The sequence below is a fragment of the Sulfurovum lithotrophicum genome, assembly GCF_000987835.1.
In the GTDB taxonomy this organism is placed as follows: domain Bacteria; phylum Campylobacterota; class Campylobacteria; order Campylobacterales; family Sulfurovaceae; genus Sulfurovum; species Sulfurovum lithotrophicum.
This window is the reverse complement of sequence record NZ_CP011308.1, coordinates 713,344-730,675: the sequence shown is the minus strand read 5'-3', so window position 1 is coordinate 730,675 and position 17,332 is coordinate 713,344. Positions and strand designations below refer to the sequence as shown.

Annotated in this window: 21 protein-coding genes; 7 read left to right on the top strand and 14 right to left on the bottom strand. The window is 44.5% G+C overall.

Going from position 1 to position 17,332, the window contains the following annotated elements; translation table 11 throughout:
- Positions 1 to 231 precede the first annotated feature (231 nt).
- The 4 genes from era to rplI all read right to left on the bottom strand — a co-directional run bounded on the left by era (position 232) and on the right by rplI (position 3,523).
- Positions 232 to 1,134 (bottom strand): GTPase Era, encoded by a 903-nt coding sequence (era, locus tag YH65_RS03565; protein ID WP_046550666.1) that lies wholly within the window; start codon positions 1,132 to 1,134, stop codon positions 232 to 234.
- Positions 1,135 to 1,206: 72 nt separating this feature from the next.
- Complete coding sequence (gene hslU / locus YH65_RS03560; protein WP_046550665.1) at positions 1,207 to 2,535, bottom strand: ATP-dependent protease ATPase subunit HslU; 1,329 nt, start codon at positions 2,533 to 2,535, stop codon at positions 1,207 to 1,209.
- Between the two features lie 11 nt (positions 2,536 to 2,546).
- Complete coding sequence (gene hslV, locus YH65_RS03555) at positions 2,547 to 3,077, bottom strand: ATP-dependent protease subunit HslV (RefSeq protein ID WP_046550664.1); 531 nt, start codon at positions 3,075 to 3,077, stop codon at positions 2,547 to 2,549.
- A gap of 2 nt (positions 3,078 to 3,079) precedes the next feature.
- Positions 3,080 to 3,523, bottom strand: a complete 444-nt coding sequence (gene rplI, locus YH65_RS03550) for a 50S ribosomal protein L9 (protein WP_046550663.1) — start codon at positions 3,521 to 3,523, stop codon at positions 3,080 to 3,082.
- Positions 3,524 to 3,635: 112 nt separating this feature from the next.
- On the opposite strand from rplI, the gene YH65_RS03545 reads away from it, so the two are divergent.
- A complete protein-coding gene (locus tag YH65_RS03545; protein WP_046550662.1) occupies positions 3,636 to 5,585 on the top strand; it encodes a M3 family metallopeptidase in 1,950 nt (649 codons plus the stop codon).
- A 35-nt stretch (positions 5,586 to 5,620) separates the two neighbouring features.
- On the top strand, positions 5,621 to 6,142 hold the full coding sequence (locus YH65_RS03540; RefSeq protein WP_046550661.1) for a hypothetical protein: 522 nt from the start codon (positions 5,621 to 5,623) through the stop codon (positions 6,140 to 6,142).
- Positions 6,143 to 6,160: 18 nt separating this feature from the next.
- Here the strand turns inward: YH65_RS03540 and YH65_RS03535 are convergent, their stop codons facing one another.
- Positions 6,161 to 7,504 (bottom strand): argininosuccinate synthase, encoded by a 1,344-nt coding sequence (locus tag YH65_RS03535; protein ID WP_046550660.1) that lies wholly within the window; start codon positions 7,502 to 7,504, stop codon positions 6,161 to 6,163.
- 54 nt (positions 7,505 to 7,558) lie between these two features.
- Positions 7,559 to 7,897, bottom strand: coding sequence for a thioredoxin family protein (locus YH65_RS03530; protein ID WP_046550659.1), 339 nt, complete (start codon positions 7,895 to 7,897; stop codon positions 7,559 to 7,561).
- Positions 7,898 to 7,991: 94 nt separating this feature from the next.
- Here YH65_RS03530 and YH65_RS03525 point away from each other — a divergent pair, with 94 nt between their 5' ends.
- Positions 7,992 to 8,774, top strand: a complete 783-nt coding sequence (locus tag YH65_RS03525; protein ID WP_046550658.1) for a pyridoxine 5'-phosphate synthase — start codon at positions 7,992 to 7,994, stop codon at positions 8,772 to 8,774.
- Positions 8,775 to 8,866: 92 nt separating this feature from the next.
- The gene (pdxA, locus tag YH65_RS03520) at positions 8,867 to 9,799 is read left to right on the top strand and encodes a 4-hydroxythreonine-4-phosphate dehydrogenase (protein WP_046550657.1); all 933 of its coding nucleotides are present in this window, start codon (positions 8,867 to 8,869) and stop codon (positions 9,797 to 9,799) included.
- Between the two features lie 103 nt (positions 9,800 to 9,902).
- Here pdxA and YH65_RS03515 read toward each other — a convergent pair whose 3' ends face one another.
- Entirely contained in the window at positions 9,903 to 10,130 is a 228-nt protein-coding gene (locus tag YH65_RS03515; RefSeq protein ID WP_046550656.1) for a hypothetical protein, read from the bottom strand.
- A complete protein-coding gene (locus YH65_RS03510) occupies positions 10,127 to 10,768 on the bottom strand; it encodes a tetratricopeptide repeat protein (RefSeq protein ID WP_046550655.1) in 642 nt (213 codons plus the stop codon). Before YH65_RS03510 ends, YH65_RS03515 begins: the two co-directional genes overlap by 4 nt.
- 96 nt (positions 10,769 to 10,864) lie before the next feature.
- On the opposite strand from YH65_RS03510, the gene msrB reads away from it, so the two are divergent.
- Entirely contained in the window at positions 10,865 to 11,260 is a 396-nt protein-coding gene (msrB, locus tag YH65_RS03505; RefSeq protein WP_046550654.1) for a peptide-methionine (R)-S-oxide reductase MsrB, read from the top strand.
- A 197-nt stretch (positions 11,261 to 11,457) separates the two neighbouring features.
- Here the strand turns inward: msrB and YH65_RS03500 are convergent, their stop codons facing one another.
- Complete coding sequence (locus YH65_RS03500; protein ID WP_046550653.1) at positions 11,458 to 12,264, bottom strand: DUF7477 domain-containing protein; 807 nt, start codon at positions 12,262 to 12,264, stop codon at positions 11,458 to 11,460.
- A gap of 15 nt (positions 12,265 to 12,279) precedes the next feature.
- Positions 12,280 to 12,546 (bottom strand): hypothetical protein, encoded by a 267-nt coding sequence (locus YH65_RS03495; protein ID WP_046550652.1) that lies wholly within the window; start codon positions 12,544 to 12,546, stop codon positions 12,280 to 12,282.
- A 46-nt stretch (positions 12,547 to 12,592) separates the two neighbouring features.
- Here YH65_RS03495 and YH65_RS03490 point away from each other — a divergent pair, with 46 nt between their 5' ends.
- The gene (locus YH65_RS03490) at positions 12,593 to 13,036 is read left to right on the top strand and encodes a GatB/YqeY domain-containing protein (protein ID WP_046550651.1); all 444 of its coding nucleotides are present in this window, start codon (positions 12,593 to 12,595) and stop codon (positions 13,034 to 13,036) included.
- 90 nt (positions 13,037 to 13,126) lie between these two features.
- On the opposite strand, the gene trpC is transcribed toward YH65_RS03490, so the two are convergent.
- The 4 genes from trpC to YH65_RS03470 all read right to left on the bottom strand — a co-directional run bounded on the left by trpC (position 13,127) and on the right by YH65_RS03470 (position 16,409).
- Positions 13,127 to 13,921 (bottom strand): indole-3-glycerol phosphate synthase TrpC, encoded by a 795-nt coding sequence (gene trpC / locus YH65_RS03485; RefSeq protein WP_046550650.1) that lies wholly within the window; start codon positions 13,919 to 13,921, stop codon positions 13,127 to 13,129.
- Between the two features lie 46 nt (positions 13,922 to 13,967).
- Positions 13,968 to 15,194, bottom strand: a complete 1,227-nt coding sequence (locus tag YH65_RS03480) for a tetratricopeptide repeat protein (protein WP_245609220.1) — start codon at positions 15,192 to 15,194, stop codon at positions 13,968 to 13,970.
- 23 nt (positions 15,195 to 15,217) lie between these two features.
- A complete protein-coding gene (locus YH65_RS03475) occupies positions 15,218 to 15,598 on the bottom strand; it encodes a YkgJ family cysteine cluster protein (RefSeq protein WP_046550648.1) in 381 nt (126 codons plus the stop codon).
- 61 nt (positions 15,599 to 15,659) lie between these two features.
- Positions 15,660 to 16,409 (bottom strand): tRNA1(Val) (adenine(37)-N6)-methyltransferase, encoded by a 750-nt coding sequence (locus YH65_RS03470; RefSeq protein WP_046550647.1) that lies wholly within the window; start codon positions 16,407 to 16,409, stop codon positions 15,660 to 15,662.
- A 63-nt stretch (positions 16,410 to 16,472) separates the two neighbouring features.
- Here YH65_RS03470 and YH65_RS03465 point away from each other — a divergent pair, with 63 nt between their 5' ends.
- The gene (locus YH65_RS03465) at positions 16,473 to 17,228 is read left to right on the top strand and encodes an arginyltransferase (RefSeq protein ID WP_046552002.1); all 756 of its coding nucleotides are present in this window, start codon (positions 16,473 to 16,475) and stop codon (positions 17,226 to 17,228) included.
- The last annotated feature ends 104 nt before the right edge of the window (positions 17,229 to 17,332 follow it).

The window sequence follows — 17,332 nt, the reverse complement described above, 5'->3', positions numbered from 1 at the left end:
TACTTTTTATCAGTATATGCATCAAGTGTTACAATATTTCTTATATCCGATCTTGACTTATTTGATGAATTTTTTTCCAAAAACATTTTCCACTTCCTTGTTTGTTAACCAATTATATATGTTATAATATTAAAATAATCTTACAAAGTTATATTTCTAAGGAAAAAGATAACTTTTTTTAATTATATGTTATTTTAATGGCCATAGGAAAGTAGTAAGAAAGTGTCTTTCTTAGGAAATATAGCCAAACTCTTCGAGACTCTCTCTATTCTTGCTCCACCCTTTTTTCACTGCCACATGCAGATCCAAAAAGATCCTCTTTCCCGAAAAGAATTCCATCTGTTCGCGTGCAAGTTTTCCCACACGCTTGATACCCGAACCTTTCTGTCCGACAATCATCCCCTTCTGGGTCTCTTTTTCCACAACTATCGTTGCATACACCCTGTCCATGGTATCATCCTCTTCTATCTTTTCAATCGTTACATCGCTCTCATAAGGTATCTCGTCACTCAGGTTCTCAAATATGGATTCACGTATCAGTTCTTTATAGATATCACGAATATTCTCTGTCGTCAGTATCTCTGTATCATAAAGGAAAGGAGATTGGGGCAAATATTTCACGATCTCGTCAAGCAACTGTTTCCTGCCTACCTTTTTATTAACTGAAAAAGGAATGATTGCTTCAAAACGGTCCTGATATTTCTGGTACTCACCCAGTTTTTTAAGAATATCTCCCTGTTTGACATGGTCCATTTTTGTAAGTACTACGATATGTTTGGTGTTTTTGGATTCATTCAGCGATAGAAATTTTTCATATTCCGTAAGTTTGTCCGTTACCGGGGCCAGGAAAACGATCAGGTCCGCATCCCCCATTGCTTTGAGTGCTTCATCAAGCATAAATTTGTTGAGCAATCTCTCTTTTTCATGTATCCCGGGAGTATCCACAAAGATAATCTGGGCATTCTCATGCATCACTATGATGTTCATACGTTTACGTGTTGCTTGCGCTTTCTTGGAAACCATTGCCAGTTTTTCACCCACCAGATAATTGAGAAGGGTACTCTTCCCTGCATTGGGTCTTCCCACTACTGCAACAAATCCCGCTTTGGTATCTTTTTTTCCTTTATTAAACATTTTGCTCCATTTATTCTGTTTCTTTCATGGTGCATGAATACGCACCCTCCGCTCAACTCTCAACATTCAAAATTAAAGAATGTATCTCGTCGTATCCTCATCTTCCACAACCTGGCCTATCTTATCTTTGACCAATAATCTGTCGATAACTACTTTCTCTCCACTGTGTTCATCCGCCGTAAAGCTAATCTCTTCGATGATCTTCTCCATGACTGTATGTAGACGTCTTGCGCCGATATCTTCCGTTTTCTCATTCGCCATCAGAGAGTAGTGTGCAATGGCATGCAGTGCACTCTCCTCAAATTCCAGTTCCACACCTTCAACCGCCATCAATGCCTGATATTGTTTGACCAGCGAATGCTTCGGTTCGGTCAATATGCGGTAAAGCGCCTCCTCGTTCAATGAGTTGAGCTCTACCCTTAAGGGGAAACGTCCCTGTAGTTCCGGAATGAGATCACTTGGTTTACTCAAATGAAATGCTCCCGCCGCGATGAAAAGGATATGGTCGGTTTTGACCTGCCCCAGTTTGGTTGCTACAGTTGAACCTTCTACAATAGGAAGCAGGTCTCTCTGCACCCCTTCCTTGCTCGGGTCCTGTCGTCCCTGTGAATTTGAAGGGACAGCGATCTTGTCAACCTCGTCAAGAAAAACGATACCGCCCTTCTCCACTTTCTCCAGTGCCAGTTCTTTCAGCTGCTCTTCATCCAGCAGCGTTTCACTCGCTTCCTGTGCCAGTATCTTCCTGGCCTCTTTGACCGTCACTTCTTTTTCCGGCCCTTTTTTTCCCATCCCGCCAAGTACTTTGACGATGGACTCCTGTACCTGTATCATTTGCGGCGGCAGTCCCTCTTCAGGCATTTGCGGATTGTTCGGCATGGTCACTTTGATCTTAAGATGGTCCAGTTCCCCTTTGGCGAACTTCTCCTGCATTCTGGCAAAGGAGGCATCATACTCGGCCTGCTTCTGCTCGCTGGCTCCTGCAGGAAGCGGCGGAAGCAGTTTCTCGATGATCTTGTTCTCTATATAATTCTCGATCTTCTCCGCATTCTTCTCATTCTCGCTCTCACGCACGATCGTCATCGCCGTTGCTGCAAGATCACGTATCATCGACTCAACGTCTCTCCCTACAAAGCCCACTTCGGTATATTTGCTCGCTTCTACTTTGATGAAAGGCAGGTTCATCATTTTCGCCAGTCTTCTGGCAATCTCCGTTTTACCCACACCGGTACTGCCGATCATCAAAATATTCTTCGGCGTGACATCCTGCTGCATCTCATGGTCGAGCTGCATACGTCGGTAACGGTTTCTCAATGCTACAGCAATGGTCCTCTTGGCATCATCCTGTCCTATGACATAGTTGTCAAGATGTGCTACGATCTCTTTTGGTGTCAAATTCTCCAATTCAAAATTCCTTACAGTTCCAATATCTTTATATTTTTATTTGTATAGATACAAAGGTCACCAGCTACTTCAAGTGATTCCTGCACAAGTTCCCTCGGTTCCAGATTTGCATGTTTGTCCAGTGCTCTTGCAGCTGAAATGGCATAATTTCCTCCCGACCCTATCGCCGCGATCTTCCCGTCCTGGGGTTCGACCACATCACCGGTTCCCGAAAGAATGAAGATATGCTCCCTGTCCAATACGATCATCATCGCTTCGAGCTGGCGCAAATGTTTGTCTTTCCGCCACATTTTGGAAAAACCGATCACCGATTTGAAAAGATCCCCTCTCTTCTCTGCCAGTATCCCTTCGAACATATCGAAGAGGTTGAAAGCATCCGCCGTACTTCCGGCAAACCCTGCCAGGATCTTTCCCTCGTAAAGAGTACGTATCTTCGTGGCATTGCTTTTGAGTACCGTATCGCCGAAAGTCACCTGTCCGTCACCGCCTATGACCGCTTTGCCGTCCGCCTTGTACCCCAGTATCGTAGTAGCGTCAAACATGTTTAGACACCTACCACTTCCACTTTCAGCGTGGCATGAATACCGTGTCCGAGTTTGGCATCCACTTCATGGACTCCTGTGGATTTCAATGCTTTTTTCAGATTGATATGCTTCTTGTCAAGATCGATGTCCAGCTGTTCTTTAATCGCTGCGGAGATATCGGAATTCCCGACCGACCCTTTAATCCCTACCGGAGCGGACTGTTTTTCAATGCGGATCGTATGCGCTTCGAGTTTTTTCTTTTCCGCTTCAAAACGGGCGATCTCCTCTTTAAGTTCTTTTTCCTTTCGGGCCTGTTCCGCTTTCCAGTTCTCTACTACATCCGGTGTTGCCAGTTTTGCAAGACCTTTGTTAATAAGGAAGTTCTGTCCGTATCCGTCTTTTACTTCTTTGATCTCTCCAGCTTTGCCTAGTGACTTTACATCTTTTATCAATAATACTTTCATTCTTTTTATCCTTAAGTAGCGTAATAATCCTATTATTTTATCCAAAGTTTGTTAATACTAACACGCGATGTGCTACAATCACGAAAATAATAAATTGGATATGAAAACCGTTATGTTTAAAGAATTTAAAATAGACCATTTGGATACCTTTCCCCAGAAACTGGAGACACTGCTTGACAGACAGAGAGCCAAAATAGACGAGATCACAAAAAACAGCGAGACGAGTTATGAAAAAATTCTTAAACCCATGCAGGATATGGATGAGGAACTCGGACTCTTTTTTACCCCGCTCTCACACCTCAACTCAGTTATGAACTCTGACGAGACACAGAAAGCCTATGAATCCTCCATCCCCCTGCTCTCCAAATTCTCTTCCGAGATCGCACAGAACGAAGCACTTTTTCATAAACTTGAAAAGATCAGAGCCGAAGATGAAGAGGCCAAGACCGTTGTCAGGAACGAAGTAAGAGATTTTGTACTTTCCGGTGCCAAACTTCCCAAAGACAAAAAGAAAAGAATGGAAGAGATAAACCTGCACCTCTCTGAACTCTCCAACAGCTTTTCACAGAACCTTCTCAATGCCACCAATGTCTATGAGCTTATTATAGAAGATCCAAAAGATGTGCAAGGAATGCCGCAGACCGATATCGATGCTGCCACAGAGAAGCTAGAGGGAAAGACCATCTACAAATTCACTCTGCAGATCCCGAGCTACATGGCTTACATGACTTACGGGCCAAACCGTGAGTACAGAAAGGAGCTTTACAAAGCCTACAATACACGGGCACCTGAAAATGCCGAAGTGATCGACCAGATCCTTGCACTCAAGCAGGAGAAGGCCCGACTGCTCGGCTTTGAGAACTATGCCAAGTATGCACTCGAGACACGTGATGCCAATACAGAAGAAGAGGTTCTCGGTTTTCTCGATACTCTGGCCGATGCTGCACTGCCTCAGGCAAAAGAAGAACTTGAAGAGCTGAAAGCCTACGCGAAAAAAACAGATGGCATTGACGATCTTGCCTCCTATGATGTAGGGTATTACAGTGAAAAGCTCAAAAAAGAAAAATTCGATTTTGACGACACGATGACCAAACCCTATTTCGAACAGGAAAAAGTCCTCAACGGTATGCTTGACATCGTTTCAGAGCTCTTTGACGTGACCTTCAAAACTGCCAATGTTCCAACCTGGCATGCCTGTGTCAAACCCTTTGATATCTATGAGAACGGTGAGCTGTCGGGACGCATTTACTTTGATCTGGAAGCACGCAAAGAGAAACGCGGCGGCGCATGGATGAATGACTGGGAGACCCATTTTACAGACAGCAAAGGCATGCCCCACCTCGCTTCGGCCTTTGTCGTATGTAATTTCTCTCCCAAAATAGAAAATGCGCCTTCTCTGCTCAGGCACGACGATGTCGTCACTCTTTTCCATGAAATGGGACATGCTATTCACCATCTCTTCGGAAAGTGCCATGAGCGTGCTGTCTCAGGCATCAACGGGGTTGCCTGGGATGTGGTAGAATTCCCCTCGCAATTCCTGGAGAACTTTGCCTATGAAGCAGCAATACTCAAGCGTTTTGGATTCCATTATGAAACGGGGGAACCCATTTCAGGGGAACTGATGCGAAAAATCAAAGAAACCAAAAACTTTCAAGCGGCACTAGGTATCCTCAGACAGGTCGAGTTCTCTCTCTTCGATTTCAAACTGCACCAGAAGCTCTACCAGGGAGAAAAAGTACAGGCGCTGCTTGACAGCATCAGAGATAGGACCTCCCTGCTCAGACCACCAAGCTACAACAAGTTCCAACACGGTTTTGCCCACATCTTTGCCGGAGGATATGCAGCAGGCTACTACAGCTACAAATGGGCGGAAGTCCTCTCGGCCGATGCTTTCTTTGAATGTCTCGACGAGAAAGAGGGGTTTAACAAAGAGCGTGCCAAAGGATACAAAGAGATCATCCTCGCCAATGGTGGCGCCAAAGAGATGAGTGAACTTTACAAAGAGTGGCTGGGACGCAAACCTGAAGTCAATAGTCTCATTAAACTCTATGAAATCGCATAAATCTGTATTTGTACGACATATAATGGAGAATTGATATGAAAGAATACCGTTCACTTGCACTGATTATTATTGCTATTTTTGTTATTTTGCTTGCGGGCGCCTGGTTCAGTCCAACTTTTGAAGAGCAGAAAACCTACTTGGAACTTTTCATCCTTATGGGTGCACTGCTTTTCATTTTCTCCGTTCTGGTAATCTTCGCTACCATCGGCTTTGGCTCTTTTACCCTCTATATGGCCGTGTTCCTGGTCATTGTGATGCAGATGTACGGTATCGAGGGGGCAGTGATTGTTGTAGGGATGAGTTATTTCGTATGGGGATCCATCTTCGCTATGGAAGTGCTACTTTTTTACAACGGTCTTAAAAGCGCCCATGAATGGTTCAAACAACGATACACGTTCAAATCATTTAAATATGAATATTATGCCTTCTACCCAATGTTGTGGATTGCTTCTGTATTTTTGGAATGGATACCAAGTATTTTATACAGAGAAAGTTTTCTGAAGTTCTCACCCCCCAAAGTTTTGGAAGAGATGAAGGAGATATTGCCTGAAAGGTAGGGTGCGTAACCACGCACCCTACACGTTCTTGTCAGTTTTCTTCCCAAACCCGAAGAAACGTTTGATACGCTCACAGATCGTGACGGACCCTGTTTCTATGCGGCATACTTCTGTCTCTTCATAGTCAGCAACCAATGACTTGATGCGCTCCGGCTGTTTTTTGCCTTCGATGATGAATCTGAGTGCATTGAGTCTAATGAACCCTTCTGCATCTTTCTGGTTATAGACATCATCCGCTTCAAAAGTAGAGTGCTCTTCAGAATAGAGAGACACATCCGATTTTCTTCCGACAACAATGACATTACCTTTGTAGAGTTTCAGCTTGACAGTACCTTCTACATTCTCCTGGGTTGCATCAATGGCTGCCTGAAGCATTTTACGCTCGGGAGACCACCATAACCCGTTATAGATAAGCTTTGCGTATTTCGGCATCAGCTCATCTTTCATATGCGCCTCTTCCCTGTCAAGCGTGATAGACTCGATAGCACGGTGCGCTTTGAGCATGATCGTTCCACCCGGTGTTTCATAACACCCTCTGGCTTTCATTCCCACCATACGGTTCTCGACGATATCGATACGGCCGATACCATGCTTTTTCCCGTAAGTATTCAGCGTCTCAAGAATCGTTGCCGGACTCATCTCTTCACGGTTAATGGCGATCGGGTCACCATTCTTGTAGGAGATGGTAATATACTCCGGCTCATCGGGTGCATTCTCCGGGCTGACAGACCAGAGCCACATATCTTCTTCCGGTTCGGCATACGGATTCTCAAGGTGTTCACCTTCATAAGAGATGTGAAGCAGGTTCGCATCCATGGAGTATGGTTTCGGTTTCCCCTTATTGTCAATATTGATACCGTGTTCCTGTGCATAGGCAAGCAGCTTGGTACGGGAGTTAAGGTCCCATTCTCTCCATGGTGCGATCACGGCAATATCGGGATCGAGTGCTAGATAACCCAATTCAAAACGTACCTGATCATTCCCTTTGCCTGTCGCACCGTGTGATACGGCATCGGCACCCGTCTGATGTGCGATCTCGATCTGCTTTTTGGAGATAAGCGGTCTTGCAATAGAGGTACCAAGCAGATACTCACCCTCATAAATGGCATTCGCTCTGAACATCGGAAAAACAAAATCCTTGACGAACTCTTCTCTGAGATCTAAAATGAAAATGTTCTCCGGTTTTATACCCATATCAAGTGCTTTCTGACGCGCAGGTTCCACTTCTTCACCCTGTCCGAGGTCTGCCGTGAAAGTGACCACTTCACACTCATACTCATCCTGAAGCCATTTGAGAATGATACTTGTATCCAATCCGCCGGAATACGCCAATACCGCTTTACTGATCTTTCTTTTTGCCATAATGATAGCCTTTAAAATAATATTGCCGCGATTTTAGCGTAATTTTGGTTAATACTACACAAAACCGTACTTTTTCAGAATGATATCAAGCACCGGCTTTTTATAGGCTCCCGTATGTCGGAACACTTCATTGCCTGCTGCATCGAAAAAGAGCTGTGTCGGCATCTCTTTGAGCCGGTAGACATCACGGCTGATAATGCGCTCTTTCTGTCCGTCTATGGTATAAATCTGAAATTCAGGATGCTCCTGCAGTACCTGGGCAAATACCTTTGACATCGCTATACAGCTGTAACAGTGGGCCATACCAAATGCCAGAATCGTCGGCCTGCCGTTACCGATGTTGTGTTTGATATCGGCATACAGACTGACAGGAAGCGGTTTTTTTTCTGACATAAGTACTCCGTACAGGAAAATTTTAACGATTATACAAATCCTATCTTAAAAACTTTTGCTATAATCGTTTCAAGACAAAACCGAAGGATCTTCTATGTTACTGGGTGTCAATATCGACCATATCGCCGTTCTGAGAGAAGCTCGCAAAGTAGCCGACCCTGACCCGCTGGATGCACTGGGCATCTGCAGACGTGCAGGAGCAGACCAGATCACCATCCACCTGCGTGAAGATCGCAGACATATGCATGACATCGATGCGAAGAACATCATAGAACTCTCTGCCTTACCGGTCAACCTGGAATGTGCCACGGAACCTTCGATGATAGACATTACCTGCGGCCTCAGACCCCACCGTGTCACACTGGTTCCTGAAAAACGTGAAGAGGTGACCACCGAAGGCGGCTTGGCAGTCACGGGAGAACAGTCAAGACTCAAAGAGGCGATCAGCCGGCTGCAAAAGGAAGAGATAGAAGTATCACTATTCATCGACCCAGCCTCCAATGCCGTACAGGCCTCTGCAGATCTTGGCGTGGAGTGGATCGAGTTCCATACTGGCAAATATGCCAACATCTACGCCATGCTCTACAGCAATCTCACTAAAACACATCACAGCATCCCCGAACTGAAACTTCCCAGAAGTGTACTCAAAAAAATGCTCGAAGAAGAACTTGAAAGCCTGAGTGCTCTCTCTGCCGAAGCAAGGGTACTTGGGCTCAAAGTGGCAGCAGGACACGGACTCAACTACCACAACGTTCAGGCAGTAGCCAAAATAGAAGAGATCGAAGAACTCAACATCGGGCAAAGCATCATTGCACGTTCGGTCTATACAGGCCTTGAGCAGGCGATTTTGGATATGAAAGCTGCACTAATAAAGTAATATATCGCGTAGGGTGCTGTCCCCTGACGGCACCTTTGATGCGCAATAGAATAATGGTGCTGTGAGGGCACAGCACCCTACAAGGCAAACAGATGAAAAAAGTTGCAATATCCATCGGCGATCTCAACGGCATCGGTATTCAACTCGCACTTGAGAACCATGGCAAAGTTGCCAAACTGATCGACCCTATCTACTGCATAGACAAAACAATGCTGACCCAGGCGGCCAAACTGCTCAATATCGGTATACCTGACAATTTCCAAACCATTGAAAACGTTGCACCCTCCTTCCAGATCGAAGCAGGCACAATCAGTAAGGAGAGTGGCAGATATGCCTATGAGTCTTTTAATAAAGCTGTCATCATGGCTGACCTCAAAAAAGTCGATGCCATCTGTACCCTGCCTATCCATAAAAAATCCTGGGAACTTGCAGGCATACAATACAAAGGCCATACCGATGCATTGAGGGATTTCTTTGATGCCGAAGCCATCATGATGCTAGGCTGTCCCGAGATGTATGTCGCACTCTTTACCGAACACATACCGCTTAAAGAAGTAGCGCCCAGCATTAAAGAAAAAGAATTGACCCGTTTTTTACTGGATTTCTACAAAACGGCAAAACCGGACAGAACCGTTGCCGTTCTGGGTCTGAATCCTCATGCTGGAGACAACGGTGTTCTTGGAGATGAAGAAAAAATCATCAGCAAAGCTATAGAGAATGCAAATGCATTCGTATCATGGTGCGGTGAGGGCACAGCACCCTACGAAGGACCTTTGGTGCCCGATGTTGCCTTTACACCAAATGTGCGTAAGCACTACACTTATTATGTCGCCATGTACCATGACCAGGGATTGGCACCGCTCAAAGCACTCCATTTTGATGAAGGGATCAACGTTTCACTGAACCTACCGATCCTGCGTACTTCCGTAGACCACGGAACAGCATTTGACATTGCCTATAAAGGGGTGAAACTGGACAGTCTTAGTTACCTGAATGCAATAAAATATATTGTGGATAACGCGTAGGGTGCGTAATACGCACCAAAATCAAAGCTGTATACCATTAAAGTTGTTCCGAAATGACCTAGAAAAGGTGTGTGTTACGCATCCTACACGAAAAGACAGATGGTCAGCAGAACAGACTCGGTTCCGCCTCATCATACACGATCTCACATTCCTCATTCATCATGGTGCAGAGCTTTTCCTGGCAGCAGTTACACAAGAATCGGTAATTCTGTGTATCGTAATGGATCGTATCGCCTTCATGCAGGTCAGCATAGCATTCCCCGCATACATTTGTGACACGCAGGAGTATCTCCTTCGTAGCCTCCTGCGTGACAAAACAGATACTGCTCATGATTCTCCTCCCAACTCTTCGATCATCTTTTTTGCCTCTTCCAAACTACTGTCAAGTTCAAAGGCTTTTTTGTAATTCTCCAGCGCTTCTTCTTTTCTGCCAAGGTCGTACAGTGTATTGGCATAATTGTAATAATGCGGTGCATATTCCGGGTCGAGCTCTATCGCACGCTTGTGATGCATGATGGCTTTTTCATCCTCTCCGAGTTTGTGCAGGACATTTGCCAGCGAGTCGTGTGCCACGTCATCATTCTTATCAAGAGAGAGGATCTTTTCGTAACTCTCTTTCGCTTCATCATAGTCTTCAAACTCGATCTTCAGGTATCCGTTGCGTCTGAGAGCATCAATATTGTTCTCATCAAGGATCAGCGCACTTTCAACCGCCTTTCTCGCTTCCAGCATATCACCTTTTTCCACGGCTTGATCCGCCATTTCCAGAAGTTCATCGATCCTGTGGGGTTTGATTGCAGGTTTGGAAAAGGTCTTGTCCGGACGGTTGACACCCCCTATCTGCTCATCGGGAAGTTTGGCTTCGAAGTCCACTCCTCTTTTGGGATATGAACCCGAAAAAAGCTGCTTGAAAAAAAGGTAAAAAACACTTCCTGCCACTATGAGTAAAAAAAGTTGAAACGTTGTCATGAAATCTCCAAATATTTATGGGGAATGATAGGATAATCTAACTTAAATCCAAAGAAATTTGGCTATGATATTTTCAAATCAAAAAAGGAATACCTTATGTCTTATAAAATAAAACTGGATAGAGAAAGAATGAAAGAAGAACTGACACCGTTGGAATACAATGTCTGCCTAAACCACGGGACTGAACCACCATTCCAAAATGCTTTTTGGAACAACAAAGCTGAAGGTATCTACAGCTGCAAATGCTGCCATACACCTCTTTTCTCTTCCGATACTAAGTTCGATTCCGGTACCGGGTGGCCCAGCTATTTCAAACCGCTAAGTGATGATGTCATTGAAGAGATAGAAGATGCCTCTTTGGGAATGGTAAGGGTCGAAGTACGCTGTGCGAACTGCGGCTCACATCTGGGGCATGTTTTCCCCGACGGACCGGCACCGACCTACTTACGGTACTGTATTAATTCGGCTTCACTGGATTTCGAAGAGAAATAGATATGAATCTCGAAGGGAGAGTGGATGAATCCAGCCTCCACGGCTACGCTTTGCTCCGACTTTGCCTGTGGTGGTGCGTTAAACGCACATCACCTACGGTTCCGTCGCTAATAAGAGCAAGCAGTTGCTCTTATCTTTACACTCCTCATGGTTTCGAACCTACAAACGTGAAGCAGTTCACATTTGCTTAACGGTTCTCACCATCCTTCCGCCATATCAACCATTTCATAGCCTGCTTCCCGACGTTTCTCGAAGATTTTTTTGAATGCTTCAATATTCTCCGCTGTTTCAAACCCCTGATTTTTCGCATTGTCAACTTTTGAAAAAAGAGTCATCCATCTTCCCAGCGTGAACTCTATATTGCTTATGACATATCCCTTTTTCCATTTTGATGCTATCACTTTTGCCATATCGTACCATCGGGAACGTACGGTCAATGCCTGGCCTTTATAGGAGCTTCCTTTTACAAAAATACCGCAGTAATTCCCTTCACCATACTCAATATCTATCAGGTCGTACCCTGTTTTCCATCGTTTGTTCACCACCGCAGTAAAGTCATCCAGGCTCTTTCTTCTCTCGTATGCCTGAGAGGTGAATGGGGTATTTTTTTCAAAAAATACGATCCATTTTGAGAGGCCATGCTCCGCATTGGTCATATAGTACCCTTTCTGCCAATAACTGTCGAGTTCATTGCTTATCGCTTCCCATCGATCCGATACCAAATAGGTCTGATGACTATCGGGGGAAGCTTTTTTAAAAAGAGTGATCCAGTGTCCGTTACCATACTTGATATCTGCCACATCATATCCCCTGTCCCACTCTTCTCTGATGATCTTTCGCATAGCATTAAGATCCATGGTTGTACGCATTTTCTGGTGTGTTCTGGTTTTTTCGAATACCCCAATGTATTTGTAGTTTGAAGCGGCATATTTTACACTTTTTGCCTGTAGCACTCCTGTCATCAGTAGCATTACCAAAGCAATCACCTGCATTGTCATTCTCATTCTGTTCTCCTCATTCTATGCCTGTAACTGAGAGGCGATTCTGCCTATCTCTTCATCCATCTCATCTCTGGTATCGAACATGAACGTATGCTTTTCATTCTCACCCAAATGGATGAAGATACCAAATCCGACCACCTCAACCTTTCCCTGCGCTTCCACATCCAGCCACTCGAGACTGACCTGTGTCGTTTCATCTTCATATCCCGTTTTGATCACCCCTGCCGGATAAAGCTGGGTTATCTCTTTCGTATCGAATTCTTTGTCTTGTATTGTAATAATCATACGTTCATTATAGTATAATCAGATAAAAATATATTGGAGAAAACCTATGAGTTTAAAAGAACAGATAAAGAATGATATCAAAGAAGCAATGCGTGCCAAAGAGACAGCTAAAAGAGATACACTCAGAAACATCCAGGCAGCCATAAAGCAGATCGAGGTCGATGAAAGAAGAGAATTGAGTGATGCCGATGTCGAAGCGATCCTGATGAAATACCTCAAACAGAGAGAAGATGCCAAAGGACAGTTTGCCGATGCCGGCCGTAACGATCTCGTTGAAAAAGAGGAAGCGGAGATCACCCTTGTCAAGAGCTATCTGCCCGAGCCGATGAGTGATGAGGAGCTGGAAAATATTCTGAAAGAGATCATTGTCAAGACAGGTGCCCAGAATATGAAAGATATGGGTAAAGTAATGGGTGCAGCCAAAGCAGAAGTGGGAAGCCGTGCGGATGGCGGAAGGATCAATCAGATTGTGAAAAGATTATTGGGTTAAATGCGTAGGGTGCGTAACACGCACCCTCTCATACATAAAATGTATGCCGAAAGGCCCTACAAAGATGCGTGTGATACACCCTACAGGAGATCATTCACCGTATTTCACCGCTTTGATCGCCGCTGTAATATCGTCCTGTCTCATAAAATGTTCCCCGACAAGGAATGCATCCGCACCCATTTTGGAAAGTTCGACCACAGTTTCATGATCATTGATACCACTTTCCGCCACAATGATCTTTCCATTTGGAATGAGAGGGATCAGCTTCTCGGTCAGCTTCATATCCATCTCAAACGTTTCAAGGTTTCGGTGATTGATACCGATGATATTCGCACCGGCAAACATCGCCTTGACCAGATCCGTCTTGTCGTGTACTTCTACCAGGACGTCCAGCCCCAGATGCAATGCATAGTCATAAAGTTCTTTGAGCTCTTTGCGTGAAAGCGCCTTGGCGATCAGAAGAATATAGTCCGCACCAAATGCCAGCGCCTCCACAATCTGGTATTTGTCTACAATGAAATCTTTTCGAAGCAGGGGAATACTCACATAACGGCGTACCATACCGAGATATTCTTTGTCACCTTTGAAGAAGTGCGGTTCAGTTAGAATGGAAAGTGAGTCCGCACCGCCTTTTTCATAGGCCTGGGCAATGACCACAGGGTCGAAGTCTTCACGGATGATGCCTTTGCTCGGACTTGCCTTTTTCACCTCTGCAATAATACGGTAGGGGTTCTCTTCCGTAGCACGAAGTGCCGACTGTACATCTTTAGGTACAAAAGGATTGAATGCCAGTGAACGCCCCAACCACTCTACGGGGTAATCCACTTTTCTTTTTTCCAGATCTTCTCTGGTTTTTTTGATGATCTCATCTAAAATCTGTGCCATAGACTCTTCTCTTTAAAATTTTTACCGCATTATACCTGAACACTACTTATTGACACTTCTGTATCGTATTCCAGTGTTCGGCGATCTCAGTCTCTTTCAAACCTTCCTTGTCGACCACTTTTTTCATAAGGTCATATGCTTCGCTGCATCTGTGCTCCTTGTAATAGCCCCATGCCAGAGAATCCAGGTAATACGTATTGTCAGGCTGTTGTAGCAGGGCATCTTCAATGATCTTGATCCCCTTTTTCACATCAATATCTTTATCGATAAGAGTATAGCCGTAATAGTTGAGATAGATACTGTCATCCACACCCATATCTATTGCTTTTTCAAAATAACCAACCACATCATTGATCATTTTTTTGTCATTTTTGTTTTTGGACTTCTCAAAAAGCAGTATCCCTTTCTCTGCAAGCCATTTGGGATCTTTCTGTTCTTTGTAAAGTTTGTCCGTCAGCAAAAAAGCTTTGTCAAAAAGTTTTTTCTGCTTGTAGAGTTCATACAGTATATAGTCTCCATCCTTCACTTTTTCAAGATAGGCTATCGCACCGTCAATATCTCCTTTGTAGGCATAGGCATCGATCACTTTCTTGAGATATTTGTCCTCTTTGTCTTTTTCATACAGTGCTTTGTAGGTACTGATAATCCCATTAACATCATTGTCTTTGACATAGAGATCCAGAAGTTTAAAATAGACTTTGTTAGAAGTAAGTATATTCATACGTCGGTGCGTTTCAAGAAGCTGGATCGCTTTTTCTCTCTCCCCTGTATACGCATCCATAATACTGCTCATACGCAGCAATACATTTTCATTGGAAGTCTCTTTGTACACTTTCTCAAGAAGCGATACTGCCTTTTTAAAATTACCAGTATAGAGATAGGGATTGGCCGCAAGATCAAGATCCGCCGGCTTTGTGGAGTGTTCAAGCAGAATATCCGCTTCCTGTTTGGCCTCTTTGGCCCTATTGGCAGTCAGATAGAGGGGAATGAACAGACGTCTGGCTTCCAATGTATCCGGATGCGCCTCATCCCATCTCTTCAGTCTTTTGATACTCTCGTCAATATAGATCTTCCCCATCAGAGAAGAAGCCACTTCCCTGAAAAGATACGCCTTTTCACCCGTTCTGTCATACAGTGTTTTGAAAACCTCTCTGCTCAAATCATAGGCCCTGTACTCTTCGAACAGAAGCCCCTGTATGATGAGAGTATCGTCACTGACGACCTTCAATTCCTTTGGCTGCTCTTTCGCCGCTATGACACCCGTCAGCAACATAAGCGAGAGAACAATGGATTGGATTATATGATTCCAGGACACTCTTTTCTTACCTCATCTTCATTATTTTTGAACTGCTCCCAAAAGGGAAAGGTACGGCACTGCAAAGGCCGCACAGGATATATTGTACACCGCTTCATCGTTTCATCAAAGAAGATGCAGGCGTAATTGTCTTCCGCAAGTTTCTTCTCAATGAGTGAATACCGGTGTTTCACTTTTTTCAGATACATTGTAGCAAAATCTTCTACACTAAGGTTAACGAACTCCGCCATCTTGACGATCTCATCATATTTTGCCCAAATATATCCGCTCTCTCCTGTACAGCAATGTCCGCCGCATTCTTCACAGGCTGAAGGGGCGAACTTGTAGTTGTATCCTTCTTTTTCCATTAATTCATTGTCCATTTACATAACCTTATCAGTAGATACACCCAAGGGCATTTCCGTTGGGCAATCCACCCTACATTTATTCTATAGGTTCACGTAGGGCGGGTTTAGCCACCTTCTCATTCCTATCGCTCTCAAACTCCCCTTTGATGCTGTGTGTATTGGCCTTTTCAAAGGCCTGCATCGCTTTGGGGGTATAGCGATTTTCCTCATCGAATACGATCAAAGGCGGCAGCACCTGTGTCATCGACTTCGAATTGTTCCTGGCCGCGATAAATACCAGTTTGGATTCCCTGTCCACCTTGGAATGAACGAACTGTACCTTTTCAGGGTTTATACCATTATTTTTCAAATGATGCAAGAGAAGGTCAATCTGCTTGGCATCATAACAGAAGATGAACCACCCTTTTGGTTTGAGAAAGGTCTTGACCCTCCTGACAAAAGCTTCGATGGGGAGATGGTGCGCATAGCGGGCAATATTCAGATGACTGTCCTTACTCTGTGTGACCCTCGGATCATAAAACGGAGGATTAGAGACAATATAGTCGAAACGCTCTTCTGTTATCAGTTCGGTAAAGTCTCCCAGATAGCTTTTTGCCGTCAATCCGTTGAGCAAGAAATTGTGTCTGGCATACTTCAGCATCTTTTCCTGCTTGTCGATGATACTTGTCTCGACATTGAAATCCCGTGTTAAAAGCAGAGAGATGATTCCCACACCGCAGCCGACATCAAGAAGTGAGCCTCTGGGCTTGAATGAAGCGATAAAGTCATACAAAAAGATTGAGTCACTGTTGTAACAGTAACCTGATATCGGCTGATAGAGGAACAAAATAGAAGCCTTGGTGGAATTGAAATTATGCAATTTTACAACAATTTGAGTATAATCGCGATTATGAACGAAGAACTCGACCTACTTAACCCGCCATCGACAGATTTTTCCATGCTGGACTACGACTGTGCCTATCTTCCCGGCCACAAGGTCCGCATGCATTACAAATATATCGAGAAGGCAAATAAGCAGTTCGCCACTGCCGTGATCGCCAGGGGATGGAGACGTTTCGGGAAGTACTACTTCCACCCCATCTGCAACGGCTGCAATGAGTGTAAAAGCATCCGTATCGATGCCGAAAACTACCACTACAGCAAGTCACAAAGACGTGCTATCAAGCGGAACAAAGAGACACAGATACTGGTCCAGAAGCCCTCCCTGACCGCTTCGCATATTGAACTTTACAACAAATACCATGCTTTCAAGCACCAGAAAGACGGCTGGAGCCACCGTAACATCTCCCAGAGAGAATACAGTGAGAACTTTGTGGAAGGAGCGCATGATTTTGGGAAAGAGGTACTCTACATCGTCGACGGTAAACTTGTCGGTGTCGACCTCATCGATATCCTCGATGATGGTATTTCTTCGATTTATTTCTATTATGACCCGGACTATGCCCACCTTTCACTGGGGACATTCTCCCTGCTCTACCAGATCAAACTGGCAAAAATTCTCGAACTCCGCTGGATCTACCTTGGTTACTGGGTAGAAGGCTGCAAAGCATTCGCCTATAAACCGAATTTTCAACCGCAGGAGATTTTAGACAGTTTTCCGCATATCTCGCAGATGCCCAAGTGGGAGCCATGGGGCAATCCGTAGGATGCACCACGCATCATATAACAAAATTGGCACGATATAAAATTTTTACCGAAAGAATTATCCAAATTTAATTAAGCCTTTCGGCAATAGTGTGATCATATTAT